This window comes from Stenotrophomonas chelatiphaga (genome assembly GCF_032054965.1).
GTDB classification, from domain to species: Bacteria; Pseudomonadota; Gammaproteobacteria; order Xanthomonadales; family Xanthomonadaceae; genus Stenotrophomonas; species Stenotrophomonas chelatiphaga.
The window spans coordinates 35,479-50,171 of sequence record NZ_DAMBRS010000009.1 but is presented as its reverse complement, the minus strand read 5'-3'; the positions used below and the strand labels follow the sequence as shown (position 1 = coordinate 50,171).

The 14,693-nt window shown below is 67.4% G+C and carries 12 protein-coding genes and 2 tRNA genes (1 of these 14 running past the window's edge); 7 read left to right on the top strand and 7 right to left on the bottom strand.

The window, feature by feature from the left end; genetic code table 11:
- The 7 genes from RTX79_RS12275 to pgaD form a co-directional block, all read left to right on the top strand.
- A tRNA-Pro gene (locus tag RTX79_RS12275) sits at positions 1 to 53 on the top strand; it begins 124 nt to the left of the window's first position.
- 83 nt (positions 54 to 136) lie between these two features.
- Positions 137 to 213, top strand: a tRNA-Pro gene (locus RTX79_RS12270).
- Positions 214 to 386: 173 nt separating this feature from the next.
- Entirely contained in the window at positions 387 to 1,607 is a 1,221-nt protein-coding gene (locus RTX79_RS12265; RefSeq protein WP_312684004.1) for a CynX/NimT family MFS transporter, read from the top strand.
- A 351-nt stretch (positions 1,608 to 1,958) separates the two neighbouring features.
- On the top strand, positions 1,959 to 3,995 hold the full coding sequence (gene pgaA / locus RTX79_RS12260; protein WP_057687242.1) for a poly-beta-1,6 N-acetyl-D-glucosamine export porin PgaA: 2,037 nt from the start codon (positions 1,959 to 1,961) through the stop codon (positions 3,993 to 3,995).
- 16 nt (positions 3,996 to 4,011) lie between these two features.
- Positions 4,012 to 5,898 (top strand): poly-beta-1,6-N-acetyl-D-glucosamine N-deacetylase PgaB, encoded by a 1,887-nt coding sequence (gene pgaB, locus RTX79_RS12255; protein ID WP_057687278.1) that lies wholly within the window; start codon positions 4,012 to 4,014, stop codon positions 5,896 to 5,898.
- 1 nt (position 5,899) lies between these two features.
- Positions 5,900 to 7,150: a poly-beta-1,6-N-acetyl-D-glucosamine synthase gene (gene pgaC, locus RTX79_RS12250; protein WP_057687243.1), complete on the top strand. Its 1,251-nt coding sequence runs from the start codon at positions 5,900 to 5,902 to the stop codon at positions 7,148 to 7,150.
- Complete coding sequence (gene pgaD, locus RTX79_RS12245) at positions 7,147 to 7,641, top strand: poly-beta-1,6-N-acetyl-D-glucosamine biosynthesis protein PgaD (RefSeq protein WP_057687244.1); 495 nt, start codon at positions 7,147 to 7,149, stop codon at positions 7,639 to 7,641. The genes pgaC and pgaD overlap by 4 nt, the downstream gene beginning before the upstream one ends.
- A 63-nt stretch (positions 7,642 to 7,704) precedes the next feature.
- Here the strand turns inward: pgaD and RTX79_RS12240 are convergent, their stop codons facing one another.
- From RTX79_RS12240 to RTX79_RS12210, 7 genes are read right to left on the bottom strand one after another with little or no spacing between them, the layout of a single operon-like run.
- The gene (locus RTX79_RS12240) at positions 7,705 to 8,961 is read right to left on the bottom strand and encodes a glutamate-5-semialdehyde dehydrogenase (RefSeq protein ID WP_312684000.1); all 1,257 of its coding nucleotides are present in this window, start codon (positions 8,959 to 8,961) and stop codon (positions 7,705 to 7,707) included.
- A gap of 16 nt (positions 8,962 to 8,977) precedes the next feature.
- Positions 8,978 to 10,141, bottom strand: a complete 1,164-nt coding sequence (gene proB, locus RTX79_RS12235) for a glutamate 5-kinase (RefSeq protein ID WP_312683999.1) — start codon at positions 10,139 to 10,141, stop codon at positions 8,978 to 8,980.
- Positions 10,142 to 10,151: 10 nt separating this feature from the next.
- On the bottom strand, positions 10,152 to 10,415 hold the full coding sequence (locus RTX79_RS12230) for a YciI family protein (protein ID WP_312683998.1): 264 nt from the start codon (positions 10,413 to 10,415) through the stop codon (positions 10,152 to 10,154).
- On the bottom strand, positions 10,415 to 11,710 hold the full coding sequence (argH, locus tag RTX79_RS12225; RefSeq protein WP_312683996.1) for an argininosuccinate lyase: 1,296 nt from the start codon (positions 11,708 to 11,710) through the stop codon (positions 10,415 to 10,417). Before argH ends, RTX79_RS12230 begins: the two co-directional genes overlap by 1 nt.
- Before the next feature lie 40 nt (positions 11,711 to 11,750).
- Entirely contained in the window at positions 11,751 to 12,704 is a 954-nt protein-coding gene (gene argC, locus RTX79_RS12220) for an N-acetyl-gamma-glutamyl-phosphate reductase (protein WP_312683995.1), read from the bottom strand.
- Positions 12,701 to 13,303 carry a GNAT family N-acetyltransferase gene (locus RTX79_RS12215; RefSeq protein ID WP_312683993.1) on the bottom strand — a complete coding sequence of 201 codons (603 nt, stop codon included), beginning with the start codon at positions 13,301 to 13,303 and terminating at the stop codon, positions 12,701 to 12,703. The genes argC and RTX79_RS12215 overlap by 4 nt, the downstream gene beginning before the upstream one ends.
- Positions 13,300 to 14,628 carry an acetylglutamate kinase gene (locus RTX79_RS12210; protein ID WP_057687251.1) on the bottom strand — a complete coding sequence of 443 codons (1,329 nt, stop codon included), beginning with the start codon at positions 14,626 to 14,628 and terminating at the stop codon, positions 13,300 to 13,302. Before RTX79_RS12210 ends, RTX79_RS12215 begins: the two co-directional genes overlap by 4 nt.
- Positions 14,629 to 14,693: the final 65 nt, after the last annotated feature.

Below are 14,693 nucleotides of genomic sequence, written 5' to 3'. Positions count from 1 at the left end.
GCGCTACGTTCGGGACGTAGAGGTCGCAGGTTCGAATCCTGTCTCCCCGACCACTCTGGTGGTCGGAACGACCGAAGGAAGTTGAGATTCCCCTTGCCGCCCAGTGCGGGAATCGATATGATAGGCGGCTACCCTTCGGGGTGTAGCTCAGTCTGGTAGAGCGCTACGTTCGGGACGTAGAGGTCGCAGGTTCGAATCCTGTCTCCCCGACCACTTTGTTGGTCACGAAGAAACCTGGAAGACGACGGTCTCCCGGGTTTTTTTGTGCCTGTCGTTTTTGCTGGCGACGTACAATGGCCACCTCCCCCACCCTGCCGCACCGGCGTTCGCCCGGTGCCGCCGTTGCATCCGGAGGCCGCCGCGCGCGCCACCGGCAAGGATCCACCATGAGCCCCACCGCCTCCTCTTCATCGCCTGCGCCTTCGCTGCTGCACGGGCGCGCCCTGGTCTTCGCCGCCATCGTGCTGGCCGCGGTCAACCTGCGCACCGCGGTGACCTCGGTCACCCCACTGCTGGACGTGCTGGGCCAGACCTTCGGCTTCGGCACCACCATGACCGGCGTGCTCGGGATGCTGCCGACCGCTTCGTTCGCGCTGTTCGGTGTGTGCACGCCCATGCTGGCGCGCCGCCTCGGCCTGGAACGCACCACGCTGCTGGCGATGTCGCTGGCGCTGGTCGGCCTGCTGCTGCGCTCCAGTGCGGTCGGCATGGGCAGCCTGCTGGCCGGTTCAGTCATCGCGCTGGCCGGCATGGGGATCGGCAACGTGGTGGTGCCCCCGCTGGTGAAGCGTTACTTCGCCAACAAGGTGGGCACGATGAGCACGCTGTACATCAGCGCGCTGCAGCTGGGCACCATGCTGCCGGCCTTGCTGGCGGTGCCGGTTGCCAACGCGGCCGGCTGGCGCGTGTCGCTGGGCATGTGGGCGCTGCTGGCCCTGGCCGCGACCCTGCCATGGCTGATGCTGGTGCGCCGCACCCCGCGCCACGATGTGATCACCGACGGCCCGGATCCGGGCGCCCAGCCGCACGGCCGGGTCTCCGCGACCTCGCTGGGCTGGGGCATGACGCTGATGTTCGGCATGACCTCGCTGATGACCTATTCGATGTTCACCTGGCTGCCGCGCATCGTGGTCGAAGCCGGCGCATCGCCGGCCTTCGGCGGGGTGATGGTGGCGATGTTCTCCGCACTGGGCCTGCTGCCTTCGCTGGTGATTCCGTCGCTTGCGGTGCGCATGGCCAACCCGTTCCCGCTGGTGCTGATCGGCTTCGGCTCCTTCGTGGTGGCCTTCGCCGGGCTGCTGCTGGCGCCGATGAAGGCCCCGCTGCTGTGGGCCTGCCTGCTGGGCCTGGGTCCGTCGACCTTCCCGCTCGCGCTCACCCTGATCAACCTGCGCACCCGCACCCCGACCGGATCGGCCGCGCTGTCCGGCTTCATGCAGGGCGTCGGCTACAGCTTCAGCTGCCTGGGTCCTTTCCTGGTGGGTTGGCTGCACGACATCAGCGGCAGCTGGACGTTGCCGTTCGGGTTCCTGTTCTGCTGCGCGCTGGTGATGCTGTGCGCCTCGTGGTTCGCCTGCAAGCCGCGCAAGCTCGAAGACCTGTGGTGAAACACGTCGCTGGGTGAAAAGCCATCCACGACAATCGCGTTATGATCCGTCGCAACTGACGCAACGCGTCACTTGTCGACCCTGCATCTGTCGCAGGGCGTCTTCCTGCGGTGGCGGCCGCAGCATGAACGTCCGTAGCCGGACGTTCATCCAGTCGCCCCCGCATTGCGTATAGGGGCAAGGATGCGGGCAAAGTCACTGGCAGCAGGCACGATCAGGCTGGACCGGCCCGCCTCCGCATCCCTCGATTTCCATCACGCGGCTCCGCAACGCGTCGTTGCAGGGGCTTGGCACGTGATGTGCGTCACACTTTCTAATTCTTTATCGCACGAACCAGCTCCTGGGGGTTTCATGTTTGTCCATCGTCCGCTGGCGCGTTGCGTCGGCCTGGCCTGCCTCGTCCTGGCGACAGGCGCGCACGCCGCCCTTGCCCCCGCCAACCGCGCCGAGCAGATGGCTGAAATCAGCCGCCATCGCGACCAGGCCCAGTGGCTGGATGCGCTGGCGGCGATCGAGCGCGCGCAGCAGTCCAGTCCCGGCGACGACCTGCTGTACAAGCTGCAGGTGCTGACGTTGGGTGATATTGGCAATGCCAGCCGTGCCTGGCAGCTGTATCAGGCACGCCCGGACCTGTTCGATGCGGGCCAGAAGGAACGCTTCGAAGCGGACTACCTGGCTCGCCTGGTGGGCTGGAGCATGGCCTATGGCGAAAGCGAAGACACCCGCCTGGATGAAGCCGAAGACACCCTGGCGCTGATGGAAAACTACCTGCGGCGCGACGGCATCCCGCTGGCGCAGGCCCCCCGGCGCATCCGCCTGGACCGGCTGATCCTGCTCAACCGCCTGTCCCGCCACGCCCAGCTGCGCGAGGAGTATCTCGCCCTGCGCGCCGATGGCATCGAGCTGCCCGACTACGTGCTGCCGGCGGTGGGCGACTCGCTGATGGCCACCCAGCATCCGGACGAGGCGATCCCGGTGCTGTCGCAGGCCGTGAAGAACGACCCCTCGCGCTTCCAGGCGCGCTCGGAACTGGCCTATGCGTACCTGGAAACCGAACAGGCAGACACCGCCATCGACTACCTGGTGGCCTGGCAGAAGGACGAGCCGATCTGGCGCTGGGGCCCGAATGCGCGTGCGCCCTACGCGAACTGGGCCCGCTATGAGGCCGACCTCAACCTGGCGATGATCCGCGCCTACAGCAACGACCTGCCCACGGCCCAGGCCGAGCTGGAACAGCGGGTGGCGATCGGCCCGGGCAACGGCGGCCTGCAGACCGCGCTGGGCGGCGTGTACCAGATGCGCGGATGGCCACGGCGTGCGCTGGAGCGCCACCAGATGGCTTACACGCTGGATCCGCGCGATGTCTCTCCGCGCATCGGCATGTTCGAGTCCCACATCGCGCTGCAGCGCGACGACCGCGCCCGTCCGATACACGACGACCTGCTGGCCCGCTACCCGAACCAGCCTTCGGTGCAGCGCATGGACCGCGCCTGGCGCGCGCACCGCGGCTGGCAGCTGGAAGCCAATGCGGAAGTCGGCCGCAGCAGTGGCGGTGGCGGCGCTTCGCCGCTGGGCAACGACGATGGCAGCTACCGCGTGCAGGCCTCTTCGCCGATCCTGGCCGATCGCTGGCGGGTGCTGGCCTTTGCAGACCGCCGTTCGGTGGACTTCCAGAACCAGCGCATCAACCCGTGGTGGTTCGGGGCCGGGGTGAACTACCGCTTCGACCAGCTGGATGGCGAGCTGGTGGTGCTGCACCCGAATGACGACGTCGGCGATACCGGCCTGCGCGCCGGACTCGGCTGGCAGTTCAACGACCAGTGGCACATCGGCGCCAGCGCCGCACGCAACGATGCCGATGCCTCGATGCAGGCCCGCGTATCGGGCATCACCGCTGACAGCGTGGCGCTGGCCACGACCTATACCCGCAACGAGCGTACGCAGTGGCGGATCGGCGCCAGCCAGTACCGCTATGACGACGGCAACCGCCGCGACACCGTCAGCACCTCGGTGGAGCAGCGCCTGCTCAGCCGCCCGACCCTGCAGGTGGACGGGCTGGGCAGCCTGTATGCCAGCCGTGGCAGCCGCGATGACGTGCCCTACTTCAATCCCTCGCGCGACCGCTCGGTGGAAATCGGCCTGCGCATCGACCAGCAGTTGTGGCGGCACTACGAGAAGCATTTCCGCCACCGCCTGACCGTGTCGGTCGGCGACTACTGGCAGGAAGACTTCGGCAGCGCACTGGTGCCCTCGGTGGAGTATCGCCACGAGTGGCAGATCGGTGCGGGGCGCATTTTCGAGTACGGGGTGCGCTGGTCGCGTCCGGTGTATGACGGCCAACGCGAGCGGCATGTCGGCCTGGAAGCCGGCCTGCGCTGGGGAGAATGAGATGCGAGTGAGCAACATGCGACTGCCGATGATGATGATCCTGCTGGTGCTGCTGGCGCTGTGCGCGCCGCTGCAGGCCCAGACCCGCCCGGAACTGGATGCGGCCGGCAACGGCCTGCTGGTGCTGAGCTACCACGACATCCGCGATGACGTGGCCGCCAAGGGCGATCCGGATGCCTATGCGGTGAGCACGCAGAACTTCGCCGCCCACCTGGACTGGCTGTCCGCGCACGGCTACCACCCGGTGTCGCTGAGCCAGCTGGTCAAGGCATCGCGCGGGGAAGCGACGCTGCCGCCCAAGCCGGTGCTGCTGACCTTCGATGATGGCCTGCGCAGCGTCTACAGCAAGGTCTACCCGCTACTGCGCGCCTACAACTACCCGGCGCTGGTGGCGGTGATCACCGACTACGTGGACATGGCCCCGGATCGCACCATCGATTACGGCTACCGCCCGTTCGGCCGCGATGATTTCCTGACCTGGGACCAGCTGCGCGAGATGAAGGACAGCGGCCTGATCGAACTGGCCAGCCATACCGACAACCAGCACCACGGCGTGCAGTCCAACCCGCAGGGCAACTCCACGCCGGCGGTCATCACCCGCGCTTACGATCCGGCCACCGGTACCTACGAGAGCGCGGCTGCGTATGAAAAGCGCCTGCGCGATGACCTGTCGCGCAGTGCCGGGCTGATTGAAAAGAACCTCGGCGTGCGTCCGCAGGCGATCGTCTGGCCGTACGCGGCCTACAACCAGCTCAGCAACGACATCGCCGAGCAGCTCGGCATGCCGGTGTCCTTCGATCTGGAAGGCCGCAGCACGCCGGTCACGCGTGACCTGCACGGGCTGGCGCGCCTGCTGGTGACCGGCAATCCGAACGTCACCGGACTGGCCTTCGAACTGCGCCGCAACACCAACCTGGATGGCACCCGCGCTCTGCAGATCGACATGGACGCGGTGTATGACAAGGACCCGGCGCAGCTGGCGCGCAATCTGGACACGCTGATCGACCGGGTCAAGAAGATCGGCCCGACCCACGTCTACCTCCAGGCCTTCGCCGATCCGGACGGCAACAACACCGCCGATGCGCTGTATTTCCCCAATCGCCACCTGCCGATGCGCGCAGACCTGTTCAACCGCGTGGCGTGGCAGCTGAAGACCCGCGCAGGCGTGAAGGTGTACGCGTGGCTGCCGGTGCTGGGCTATGAACTGCCCGATCCGGCACAGAAGCAGGCGCTGGGCATCGCCAGTCCGGAAAAAGACGGCATGTACCGGATGGACTTCACCAAGCCGGCCGCGCGCCAGATCATCCTGGACATCTACGAAGACCTGGCGATCAATTCCTACTTCGAAGGCCTGCTGTTCCACGACGATGCCTACGTGCGCGATACCGAACTCACCGGCCTGGCGCAGGAAGGCGATGACGGCAACCGGACCCAGGCGCTGATCGACTTCACCCTGGCCCTGCGCGACCGTGCGCAGCGCTGGCGACCGAAGCTGGGCACCGTGCGCAACCTGTACGCACAGCCGGTGCTGGAGCCGCAGAGCGCGGCGTGGTTCGCCCAGCGCCTGGACCTGTTCAACGCCGCCTACGACCACACCGCCCTGATGGCGATGCCGTGGATGGAAGGCAGCCGCCACCCGGAGCGCTGGCTGGACCGGCTGGTGGCCGCGGTGCGCGAACACGATCCGGAGCTGAAGCACACCCTGTTCGAACTGCAGACCGTTGACTGGCGCACCCAGACCGCGATCCCCGGCGAGCGCCTGCGTGCGCAGGTACGCCGCCTGCAGGCACAGGGCGTGCGCCACCTGGCGTGGTACCCCGATGACTTCATCGCGGACAAGCCTTCCACGGCCGATGCGCGCGCGGCGATGTCGGCGCGCAACTTCCCCTACCCGGAGCGGTGACATGGACCACGCGCCTGTCTACTACCTGTTCCAGTTCGCCTTCTTCTACCCGATGGTGATGGCGTTCTTCTGGATGTCGGGAGGCCTGTACTACTTCTTCCGGCGGGAGCGGAAGTCGCGTGACCGCAATGATCCGCCGCCGATGGACGAGTACCCGTTCGCTTCGCTGCTGATTCCCTGCCACAACGAATCGGACAACCTGGACGACACCATCGGCGCGGCGCTGGCACAGCGCTACCCGGACTTCGAAGTGATCGCCATCAACGATGGCAGCCGCGATGACACCGGCGCGCGCCTGGACGCGCTGGCAGCGATCCATCCGCGCCTGCGCGTGGTGCACCTGGACCGCAACCTGGGCAAGGCCAACGCGCTGCGCATGGGCGCACTGGCCGCGCGCTCGGAGTACCTGGTGTGCATCGACGGCGATGCGATGCTGGAAGAGCACGCCATGCACTGGATGGTCTGGCACCTGACCAGCGGGCCGCGCGTGGGCGCGGTCACCGGCAACCCGCGCATTCGCAACCGCTCCACCCTGCTGGGCCGCCTGCAGGTGGCCGAATTCTCCTCGATCATCGGCATGATCAAGCGGGCCCAGCGCGTCTACGGCCGCATCTTCACCATTTCCGGGGTGATCGCCGGCTTCCGCCGCACCGCCCTGCATCGCATCGGCTACTGGGCCGATGACATGGTCACCGAAGACATCGACATCAGCTGGCGCCTGCAGCTGGACCACTGGGACATCCGCTACGAGCCCAATGCGCTGTGCTTCATCCTGATGCCGGAAACCCTGCGCGGACTGTGGAAGCAGCGCCTGCGCTGGGCACAGGGCGGCGTGGAGGTGCTGCTGCGGCATGGCATGAGCCTGTTCAACTGGCGCAAGCGCCGCATGTGGGGCGTGCTGGTGGAGTACATCTTCAGCGTGCTGTGGGCCTACGTGATGCTGCTGATCATCGTGTTGTGGGCGCTGGGCAAGTTCGTCGAACTGCCGCCGTCGCTGTACATCCAGACGCTGCTGCCGCAGTGGCACGGCGTGATCCTGGCGCTGGTCTGCCTGCTGCAGTTCGCCAGCAGCCTGATCATCGACCGTCGTTACGAAATCAACATCGGCCGCAATTACTTCTGGGTGATCTGGTACCCGATGGCCTACTGGTTGATCAGCCTCTTCACCACCCTGGTGGCACTGCCGAAAACGCTGATGAAGCGGGGCAGGAAGCGCGCCACCTGGGTCAGTCCAGACCGGGGAATTCGATGAACGCCAACAAGCCGTCGCGTCGTTTCGATTCGCGCCTCATCCAGAAGCCGCGCCAGCAGCCACGCCTGCAGCGCACTGCATGGGGATTCGTCACCATCGCGTTCTGGGCGTTCTATTTCTACCTGTGGGCGCCGGTGCTGACGTTGATTTCGTGGCTGGTGGGTGGACGCCTGGCGTGGCTGCAGTTGTATGAGCGCAAGCAGCAGCTGGATCCGTTCATCGTCATCGCCCTGCCGGTGCTGCTGATCGGCTGCGCGGCCCTGCTGATCCTGTGGGCCGAGTACAACCGCTACCGGTTTGCCGGCAAGGAACGGCGCACCCCGCGCGTGGATGTCGCACTGCCGGAGATCGCACGCGACCTTGGCGCCAGCGATGCGCTGGCACGCCAGCTGTCCGGGGCGAAGGCGGTCACGCTGCACATGGACGATGATGCACGGCCGGTCGGCATGACCGAACAGGTGCTGATGGTGCGCCCGCTCGCGGTTGGCTGACCTGCGGTAGTGACGGCCGCTGGCCGTCAGCTCCTGCCCTCGGTGGGTGACGACCGTTGGTCGTCACGCCTTGGCCGTACGCACCTGGCCTTCGCCGCGCACCACGAAACGTTCCACCGTCAACGCTTCCAGGCCCATCGGGCCGTAGGCATGCAGGCGCGTGGTGGAAATGCCGATCTCGCTGCCCAGCCCCAGCTGGCCGCCATCGGAAAAGCGCGATGATGCATTGACCATCACCACCGCCGACTGCAGGGCGTGGATGAAGCGTTCGGCGTGGTCCGCGTCCCGCGTAGCGATCACCTCCGTGTGGTCGGAGGTGTAGCGGCGGATATGCGTGATGGCCGCCTCCAGATCTTCCACCACTTTCACCGCGATCACCAGGTCCAGGAACTCGGCCGCGTAGTCGTCATCGGTGGCCGCCGTACTGCCCTCCAGCAGCGGCAGCGACAGGGCGTCGGCGCGCAGCTCGACCCCGCGTGCGGCCAGCGCCTGGCCGGCGCGCGGCAGGAATTCCGCGGCGACATCCCGGTGCACCAGCAGGGTTTCCAGCGAGTTGCACGCCGACGGCCGGCTGCACTTGCCGTCCACCAGCAGGTCGATGGCCTGATCGATATCGGCGCTGGCATCCACGAACAGATGGCAGACGCCCTTGTAGTGCTTGATCACCGGTACGCGCGCATGTTCGGCAACGAAGCGGATCAACCCTTCGCCACCGCGCGGGATCGCCAGGTCGATCAACTCATGCAGTTGCAGCAGTTCCAGCATCGCCTCGCGGCGCAGGTCGGTCAGCACCGTCACCGCAGCCTCCGGCACGCCGTGCGCAGCCAACGCGCTGCCCAGTGCGGCGGCGATGGCAGTGTTGGAATGGATCGCCTCCGAGCCACCGCGCAGGATCACCCCGTTGCCGGCTTTCAGGCACAGCGCCGCGGCCTCGGCGGTGACGTTCGGGCGCGCTTCGTAGATCATCGCGATCACCCCCAGCGGCACGCGCACTTTCTGCACGCGGATGCCATTGGGACGCACATCGTCACGGGTCACCTGGCCTACCGGATCCGGCAGCCCGGCCACTTCGCGCAGCGCCTGCGCCATCGCGAACAGACGCGGCGGGTCCAGCATCAGCCGGTCCAGCATCGCGCTGCCGATTCCCTTGTCACGCGCGGCGGCGAGATCGCGTGCATTGGCGGCCAGGATCTGCCCGGCATGCGATTCTAGCGCAGCGGCCATGGACTGCAGCAGCGCGGTGCGCTGCACCGTGTCGAGCCCGGCCACCACGGTGGCCGCAGCGCGGCAGGCGCGTGCCTGTTGTTCGATGTCACTCATGGGATCGCCTCGTGATTCATACCAGCACCAGGTCGTCGCGGTGCACGACGTTGCCACCGTAGTTGTAGCCGAGCGCAGCTTCGATGTCGCGCGAATGGCGCCCGGCGATGCGGCGTATGTCGCTGGCCGCGTACTGGGTGACGCCGCGCGCGACGCTCGCCTCGCCACCGCCGGCGCCCGGCCGGCAGCGGATCTCGACCATGTCGCCCCGCCGGAACTCACCGTCCGCCCCGGTGATGCCCCCCGGCAACAGCGAAGCACCCTTGCCGCGCATCGCCTGCACGGCGCCGTCGTCGATCCAGATCACCCCGGGTTCCACGGGGGCGTGCCGCAGCCAGTACTTGCGTGCGGCCTCGCGGCTCTGTGATGCATGCAGGCGCGTGCCATGCAGACGACCCTGCGCAAGCGCGCGCACCACATCGCCGTTGCGGCCATTGAACAGGATCGTTTCGATACCCAGCCGCGCTGCTTTCGATGCGGCTTCCAGCTTGGTGCGCATGCCGCCGGTGCCGGCGCTGCTGCCGCTGCCGCCCGCCATCGCCAGCACGTCGGCGGTCAATTCCTGCACCTGCGGGATCGGCTGCGCCGACGCATCGCGGCGCGGATCGGCGCTGTACAGGCCGTCGATGTCGGTGGCGATGAACAGCACATCCGCATCCACCAGCGCAGCCACGGTGGCGGCCAGGTTGTCGTTGTCGCCAAGCTTGAGCTCGTCCACCGATACGGTGTCGTTCTCGTTGACCACCGGCAGCGCGCCCAGCCGCAGCAGCTCGTTGAGGGTAGCGCGTGCGTTGAGATAACGACGGCGGTTGCGCAGGTCATCGTGGGTGAGCAGCACCTGCGCCACGGGCCGTTCGAAGAAGCGCTGCCACAGGCCGATCAGCTGGGCCTGGCCGAGTGCAGCCAGGGCCTGGCGGGCGGCCATCGCCGCACCGGCCGCCTCGACCCGGGGCAGGATCGCGCGGCCGGCGGCGACCGCGCCGGAAGACACGATCACCACTTCGCGGCCGGCCAGCACGTTGGCCGATACGAACTGGGCAAGCCCCAGGGCATGGCGTGGGGACAGCCCGCCGCCATCGGCGGCGAGCAGGCTGCTGCCGACCTTCAGCACGGCGCGCCGCCAGTCCGGCAACGCTTGTCCGGGAAACGGCAATGCGGTCATGGCGGCAGGGTCGATCATCAGGAGGGGCTCACCGGGTGGTCCATTCGTGGACGGTCAGGTCCGAAGACTGCAGGGTCACCAGCGGATCGCGCGCGACGATGGCGTGGGCCTGCTCCAGGCTGCCCACGTTGCACAGCACGTATGCCCCGCCGCTGCCGTCACTGAAACCGCCGGTCAGCTGCAGCTGACCGGCAGCACGCAGTTCATCAAGGAAGGCGATGTGCGGCTGCACCGCCGCCGGATCGAAATCCGGCCGCCGCATCGCCATCACCAGATACAGCGTGGCGGCCATCAGCCCAGTGCCTGCCAGCGCGCGCGCAGGACGTCCAGGCGCAGGTCGGCGGCGGCGCCGGGCGACACCCGCGCGGCAAGGCTGCCTTCCGGCGTACGGCCCTGGCCCGCCGTGTCCGCGCCTGCCGCTGCGGCCTTGTAGGCTTCGCGGAACGGCACGCCGGCGACGGCCGCCTCGACCGCCACGTCGGTGGCGTACATGCCTGAATCGATCCCGGCCAGCAGCTTGTCGTTGCGCCATTCCAGATTGGCCAGCAGCGCCGGCAGCAGTTCCAGCGCGGCCAGGCCGCGGCCGAAGCCGTGGAAGATCGCGCCCTTCGACCCCTGAAGGTCACGATGGTAGCCGGACGGCAGCGACAGCAGCTGCTCGATTTCGGTGCGTGCGGCGGCGACGCTGGCGTGGGTCGCGCGCATCAGCTCGATGACATCGGGATTGCGTTTGTTCGGCATGATCGAACTGCCGGTGGTGTACTGCGCCGGCAGTGCCACGAAACCGAATTCCGCGCTGGTGAACAGGGACAGGTCCCAGGCGATGCGGCGAAGGTCCAGCGTCGCGCCGCCGAGTGCTTCCAGCGCGGCCATTTCGAACTTGCCGCGCGACAGCTGCGCGTAGATCGGCGATACCTGCATGCGCGCGAAGCCGAGCGCGGCAGTGGTGTGTTCGCGGTCCAGCGGCAGGTTGACGCCGTAGCCGGCGGCGGTGCCCAGCGGATTGGCATCCACCAGCGCGTGCGTATCGCGGGCGCGGATGGCGTTGTCGATGAACGCCTCGGCCCAGCCCGCCCACCACATGCCGGCCGAAGACACCACGGCGCGCTGGATGTGCGTATAGCCCGGAATCGGAAGGTCTTTCTCGGCGTCGGCCCGATCCAGCGCCACCTTGGCGATCTCCGCGCTGAGCTGCGCTACGCGCTGCAGCTTTTCCTTCAGCCACAGCCGGGTCGCCACCAGCACCTGGTCGTTGCGGCTGCGGCCGGTGTGGATGCGGCGACCGGCATCGCCGAGGCGGTCGGTCAGGCGCGCTTCGATGGCCGAATGGCCGTCTTCGTACTGTTCGTCCAGCACGAAACGCCCGGCACGGAAGTCATCGGCCAGCACCTCCAGCTCACGCTGCAGGCCGGCCAGCTCGTCCGCGCTGAGGATGCCGATGTGCGCCAGGCCCTCGGCGTGCGCGGCACTGGCGGCGATGTCATGCAGGAAGAATTCGCGATCAAGGATCACGTCATCACCGGCGAGGAAGGTCTGGATCTTTGCGTCGACCGCGACGCCCGGCTTCTGCCACAGAAGGTCTGCCATGCTGTGCTCCATCGGCGGCCTGGGCCGCCCGTTGATTCAATCAATGCGGGATCGAGGTGAGTTCGTCGATACCCAGCGCGAGGTTGAGGTTCTGCATGGCCTGGGTGGCCGCGCCCTTCAACAGGTTGTCCAGGGTGGCCACCACCACCACCCGCTTGCCGCCGGGCGCAACGGTGAAGCCGCCGACCTGCACGCCGTGGCGGCCGGCGATGCGGCTCACCCACGGCGCGTCGTCGACGACTTCGACAAGCGGCTCAGCGGCGTAGGCATCGGCGAAGCGCGCGGCGATCTGTTCGCGGGTCTGCACCTGGTTGAGCCAGAGGTTGACCGTCATGGTGATGCCGCGGAAGTGCGGCGCCACGTGCGGCATGAACTCCACCGGCACGCGCAGGTGCGCGGACACCTCGCGTTCGTGTACGTGGTTGGTCAGTGCGTACGGCATCAGGTTGTCGGCCAGCAGTTCCGGATTGTTCTTGTCCGAAGGCGTGGTACCGGCGCCGGAATAGCCGGACACCCCGAAGCACTGCGGCGGGCCGGCCAGCAGGTCCAGCAGCGGGTGGATCGCCAGTTGCATCGCGGTGGCATAGCAGCCCGGGTTGCTGATGTGCTTCTCACCGTTGTACCGGGTGCGGGTCAGCTCGGGCAGGCCGTAATACCAGCTGCCTTCGAAGCGGTAATCGGCGGACAGATCGACGATCACCGTGTCCGGCCTTGCCGCCTCCAGCGCGGCCACGAACGACGCGGCCAGGCCATTGGGCAGCGCCAGGATCACCGCGTCCACGCCTTTGGCGGCGACCGCGTCGGCGTCCAGGTTTTCGTACTGCACCTCGCCGGTGATCTCAGGATGGTGGTCAGCCAGCCGTTGCCCGGCGCGCTCGCGGGAAGACACGAACGCCAGCTGCAGGTTCGGATGCGCGGCCACCAGCTTGATCAGCTCCGCGCCGGTGTGGCCGCGGGCGCCGACGATGCCCAGGGTGAAGGTTTTTACGTTCATGCGTGGCTGTCCAGGCGGAACTGCAGGTGGCGTTTCACCGCCGCCCATTCCGTGTCGATGATGGAGAAAACAACGGTATCGCGCGGCGTGCCGTCGGGATGCCGGGTGTGGTTGCGCAGCACGCCGTCCTGCTTGGCGCCAAGACGCGCGATGGCCGTGCGCGAGGCATGGTTGAACCAGCTGGTTTCAAACACCACGGCCAGGCAGCCGAGCGTTTCGAAGGCATGCTGCAGCAACAGCAGCTTGGCCTCGGTATTGACCCCGCTGCGCTGTACGCGCGGCGCGTACCAGGTATAGCCGATGCTCAGCTTGGGCACGCTGGCATCCAGCGCGTAACAGCGCGTGGTGCCGACGACCGCTCCGCCTGCATCACGGATCACCATCGGCAACACCTTGCCTTCGGCCTGCGCCTGCAGCGCGGCATCCACATACGCCGCCATGCCGGCGACCGACGGCACCTGGGTGAACCACAGCTGGTCCAGCCCGGTGCCTTCCACCGCGCGCTGCAGGCCCGGCACGTGCAGGGCCTGCAGCGGCTCCAGCGAGACGTGGCGGCCTGACAGCGTCGGCGCTGCGGTCCAGTCGGCGGGCGCGTTCATCCGAGCAGGCTCGGCGCGCGCTGCGCGCAATGGTCGACGTAGGCCTTGATGCGATCGAAGCCGTCGGCACCGAACCAGAATGTCTTCCACGTGCCCTGCTTGTAGCAGCCATCGGATTCGGCATAGTAGAAGTGGTTGATCGGATTGCCGTTGCGCGAGCGCCAGAACAGCTGCGGCGTCTCGTCCAGCATCACGTTCCACACCGCCCGGCCCAGGCCCTCGCCCTGTGCGTCGTCGAGCACGGCGAACTTGTCCAGGTACACGCCTTCGGCTTCGTCGGTGAGGATCACCGCGGTGCGGTAGTTTTCGCTGACATACGCGCGCAGCAGGCGGGTCTTGTCGAAGTAATCCGGCACCAGCACGCGGCCGAAACTGGATTCGATCAGCCCGCGCAGGCGCGGCAGGTCCAGTTCGTCCCACGATGTCGCGCGCAGCACGCGTTCGCCCTTGCGCACCAGCGTACCGGAGCCCTTGTGGGTGAACAGTTCCTTGGCCAGGTCGGCCGGCCGGGTGATCGATACCGACGACTCCAGCGGCAGCCGGTCCAGCAGCGATTTGATCTGCTCGATCTTCACCTTCATGCCGCCGTGGATCCACGGCTGGGTCATCAGGTGTTCGTACTCGGTGGACAGGTTGATCGAGTCGATCACCTTGCCCTCCTCGTCCAGCAGCCCGCCGGTGCCGGTCAGGAAGATGATCTTGTACGGCTGCAGCTCCTGCACCAGCTCGTTGGCGGCGAAGTCGGCGTTGACGTTGAGGATCTGTCCGCTGCGGGTCTCACCCAGGCTGGTGATGACCGGAATCGAACCGGCGCGAAGGCTGGCTTCGATCGGTGCAAGGTTGACCTTCTTCACTTCACCGACCAGCCCGTAGGTGGCCTGGTCCATGTACTCGGCTTCGAACACGCCGCCGGTGATCGAGGTGGCGCGCGCGCCGTTCTGCTGCAGGGCCTCCACCAGCCGCAGGTTGGACTGCTGGAACACCTGGCGCACGATCGCCAGCGCTTCCGGCGAGGTCACCCGCAGGCCATTGACGGTCTGCTTTTCGATGCCGGCCGCGGCCAGCTCGGTATCCAGCTGCGGGCCGGCGCCGTGCAGCACGATCGGGGTCAGCCCTACTTCCTGCAGGAACGACAGCGAGGACGTCAGCGCTTCCAGGTCATCGCGCAGCACCGCCCCGCCGACCTTCACCACGGCGAAGCGCTTGGCGTCGAGCTGCGAAAAACGCTTGAGGTACTGGCTGATTTCCTTCGCGCTGGCCATGCTGGAAAGCAGGCGCACGATGGTCTGGCGGGTCTGGCGATGAGGCTGGAGGGCTGGGGACATTTCGGTTTCGTCACAGGCGGCGGGGGCCGCGTTGCAGTTCCGCCGTGCCGGGGCACGACGGCGTT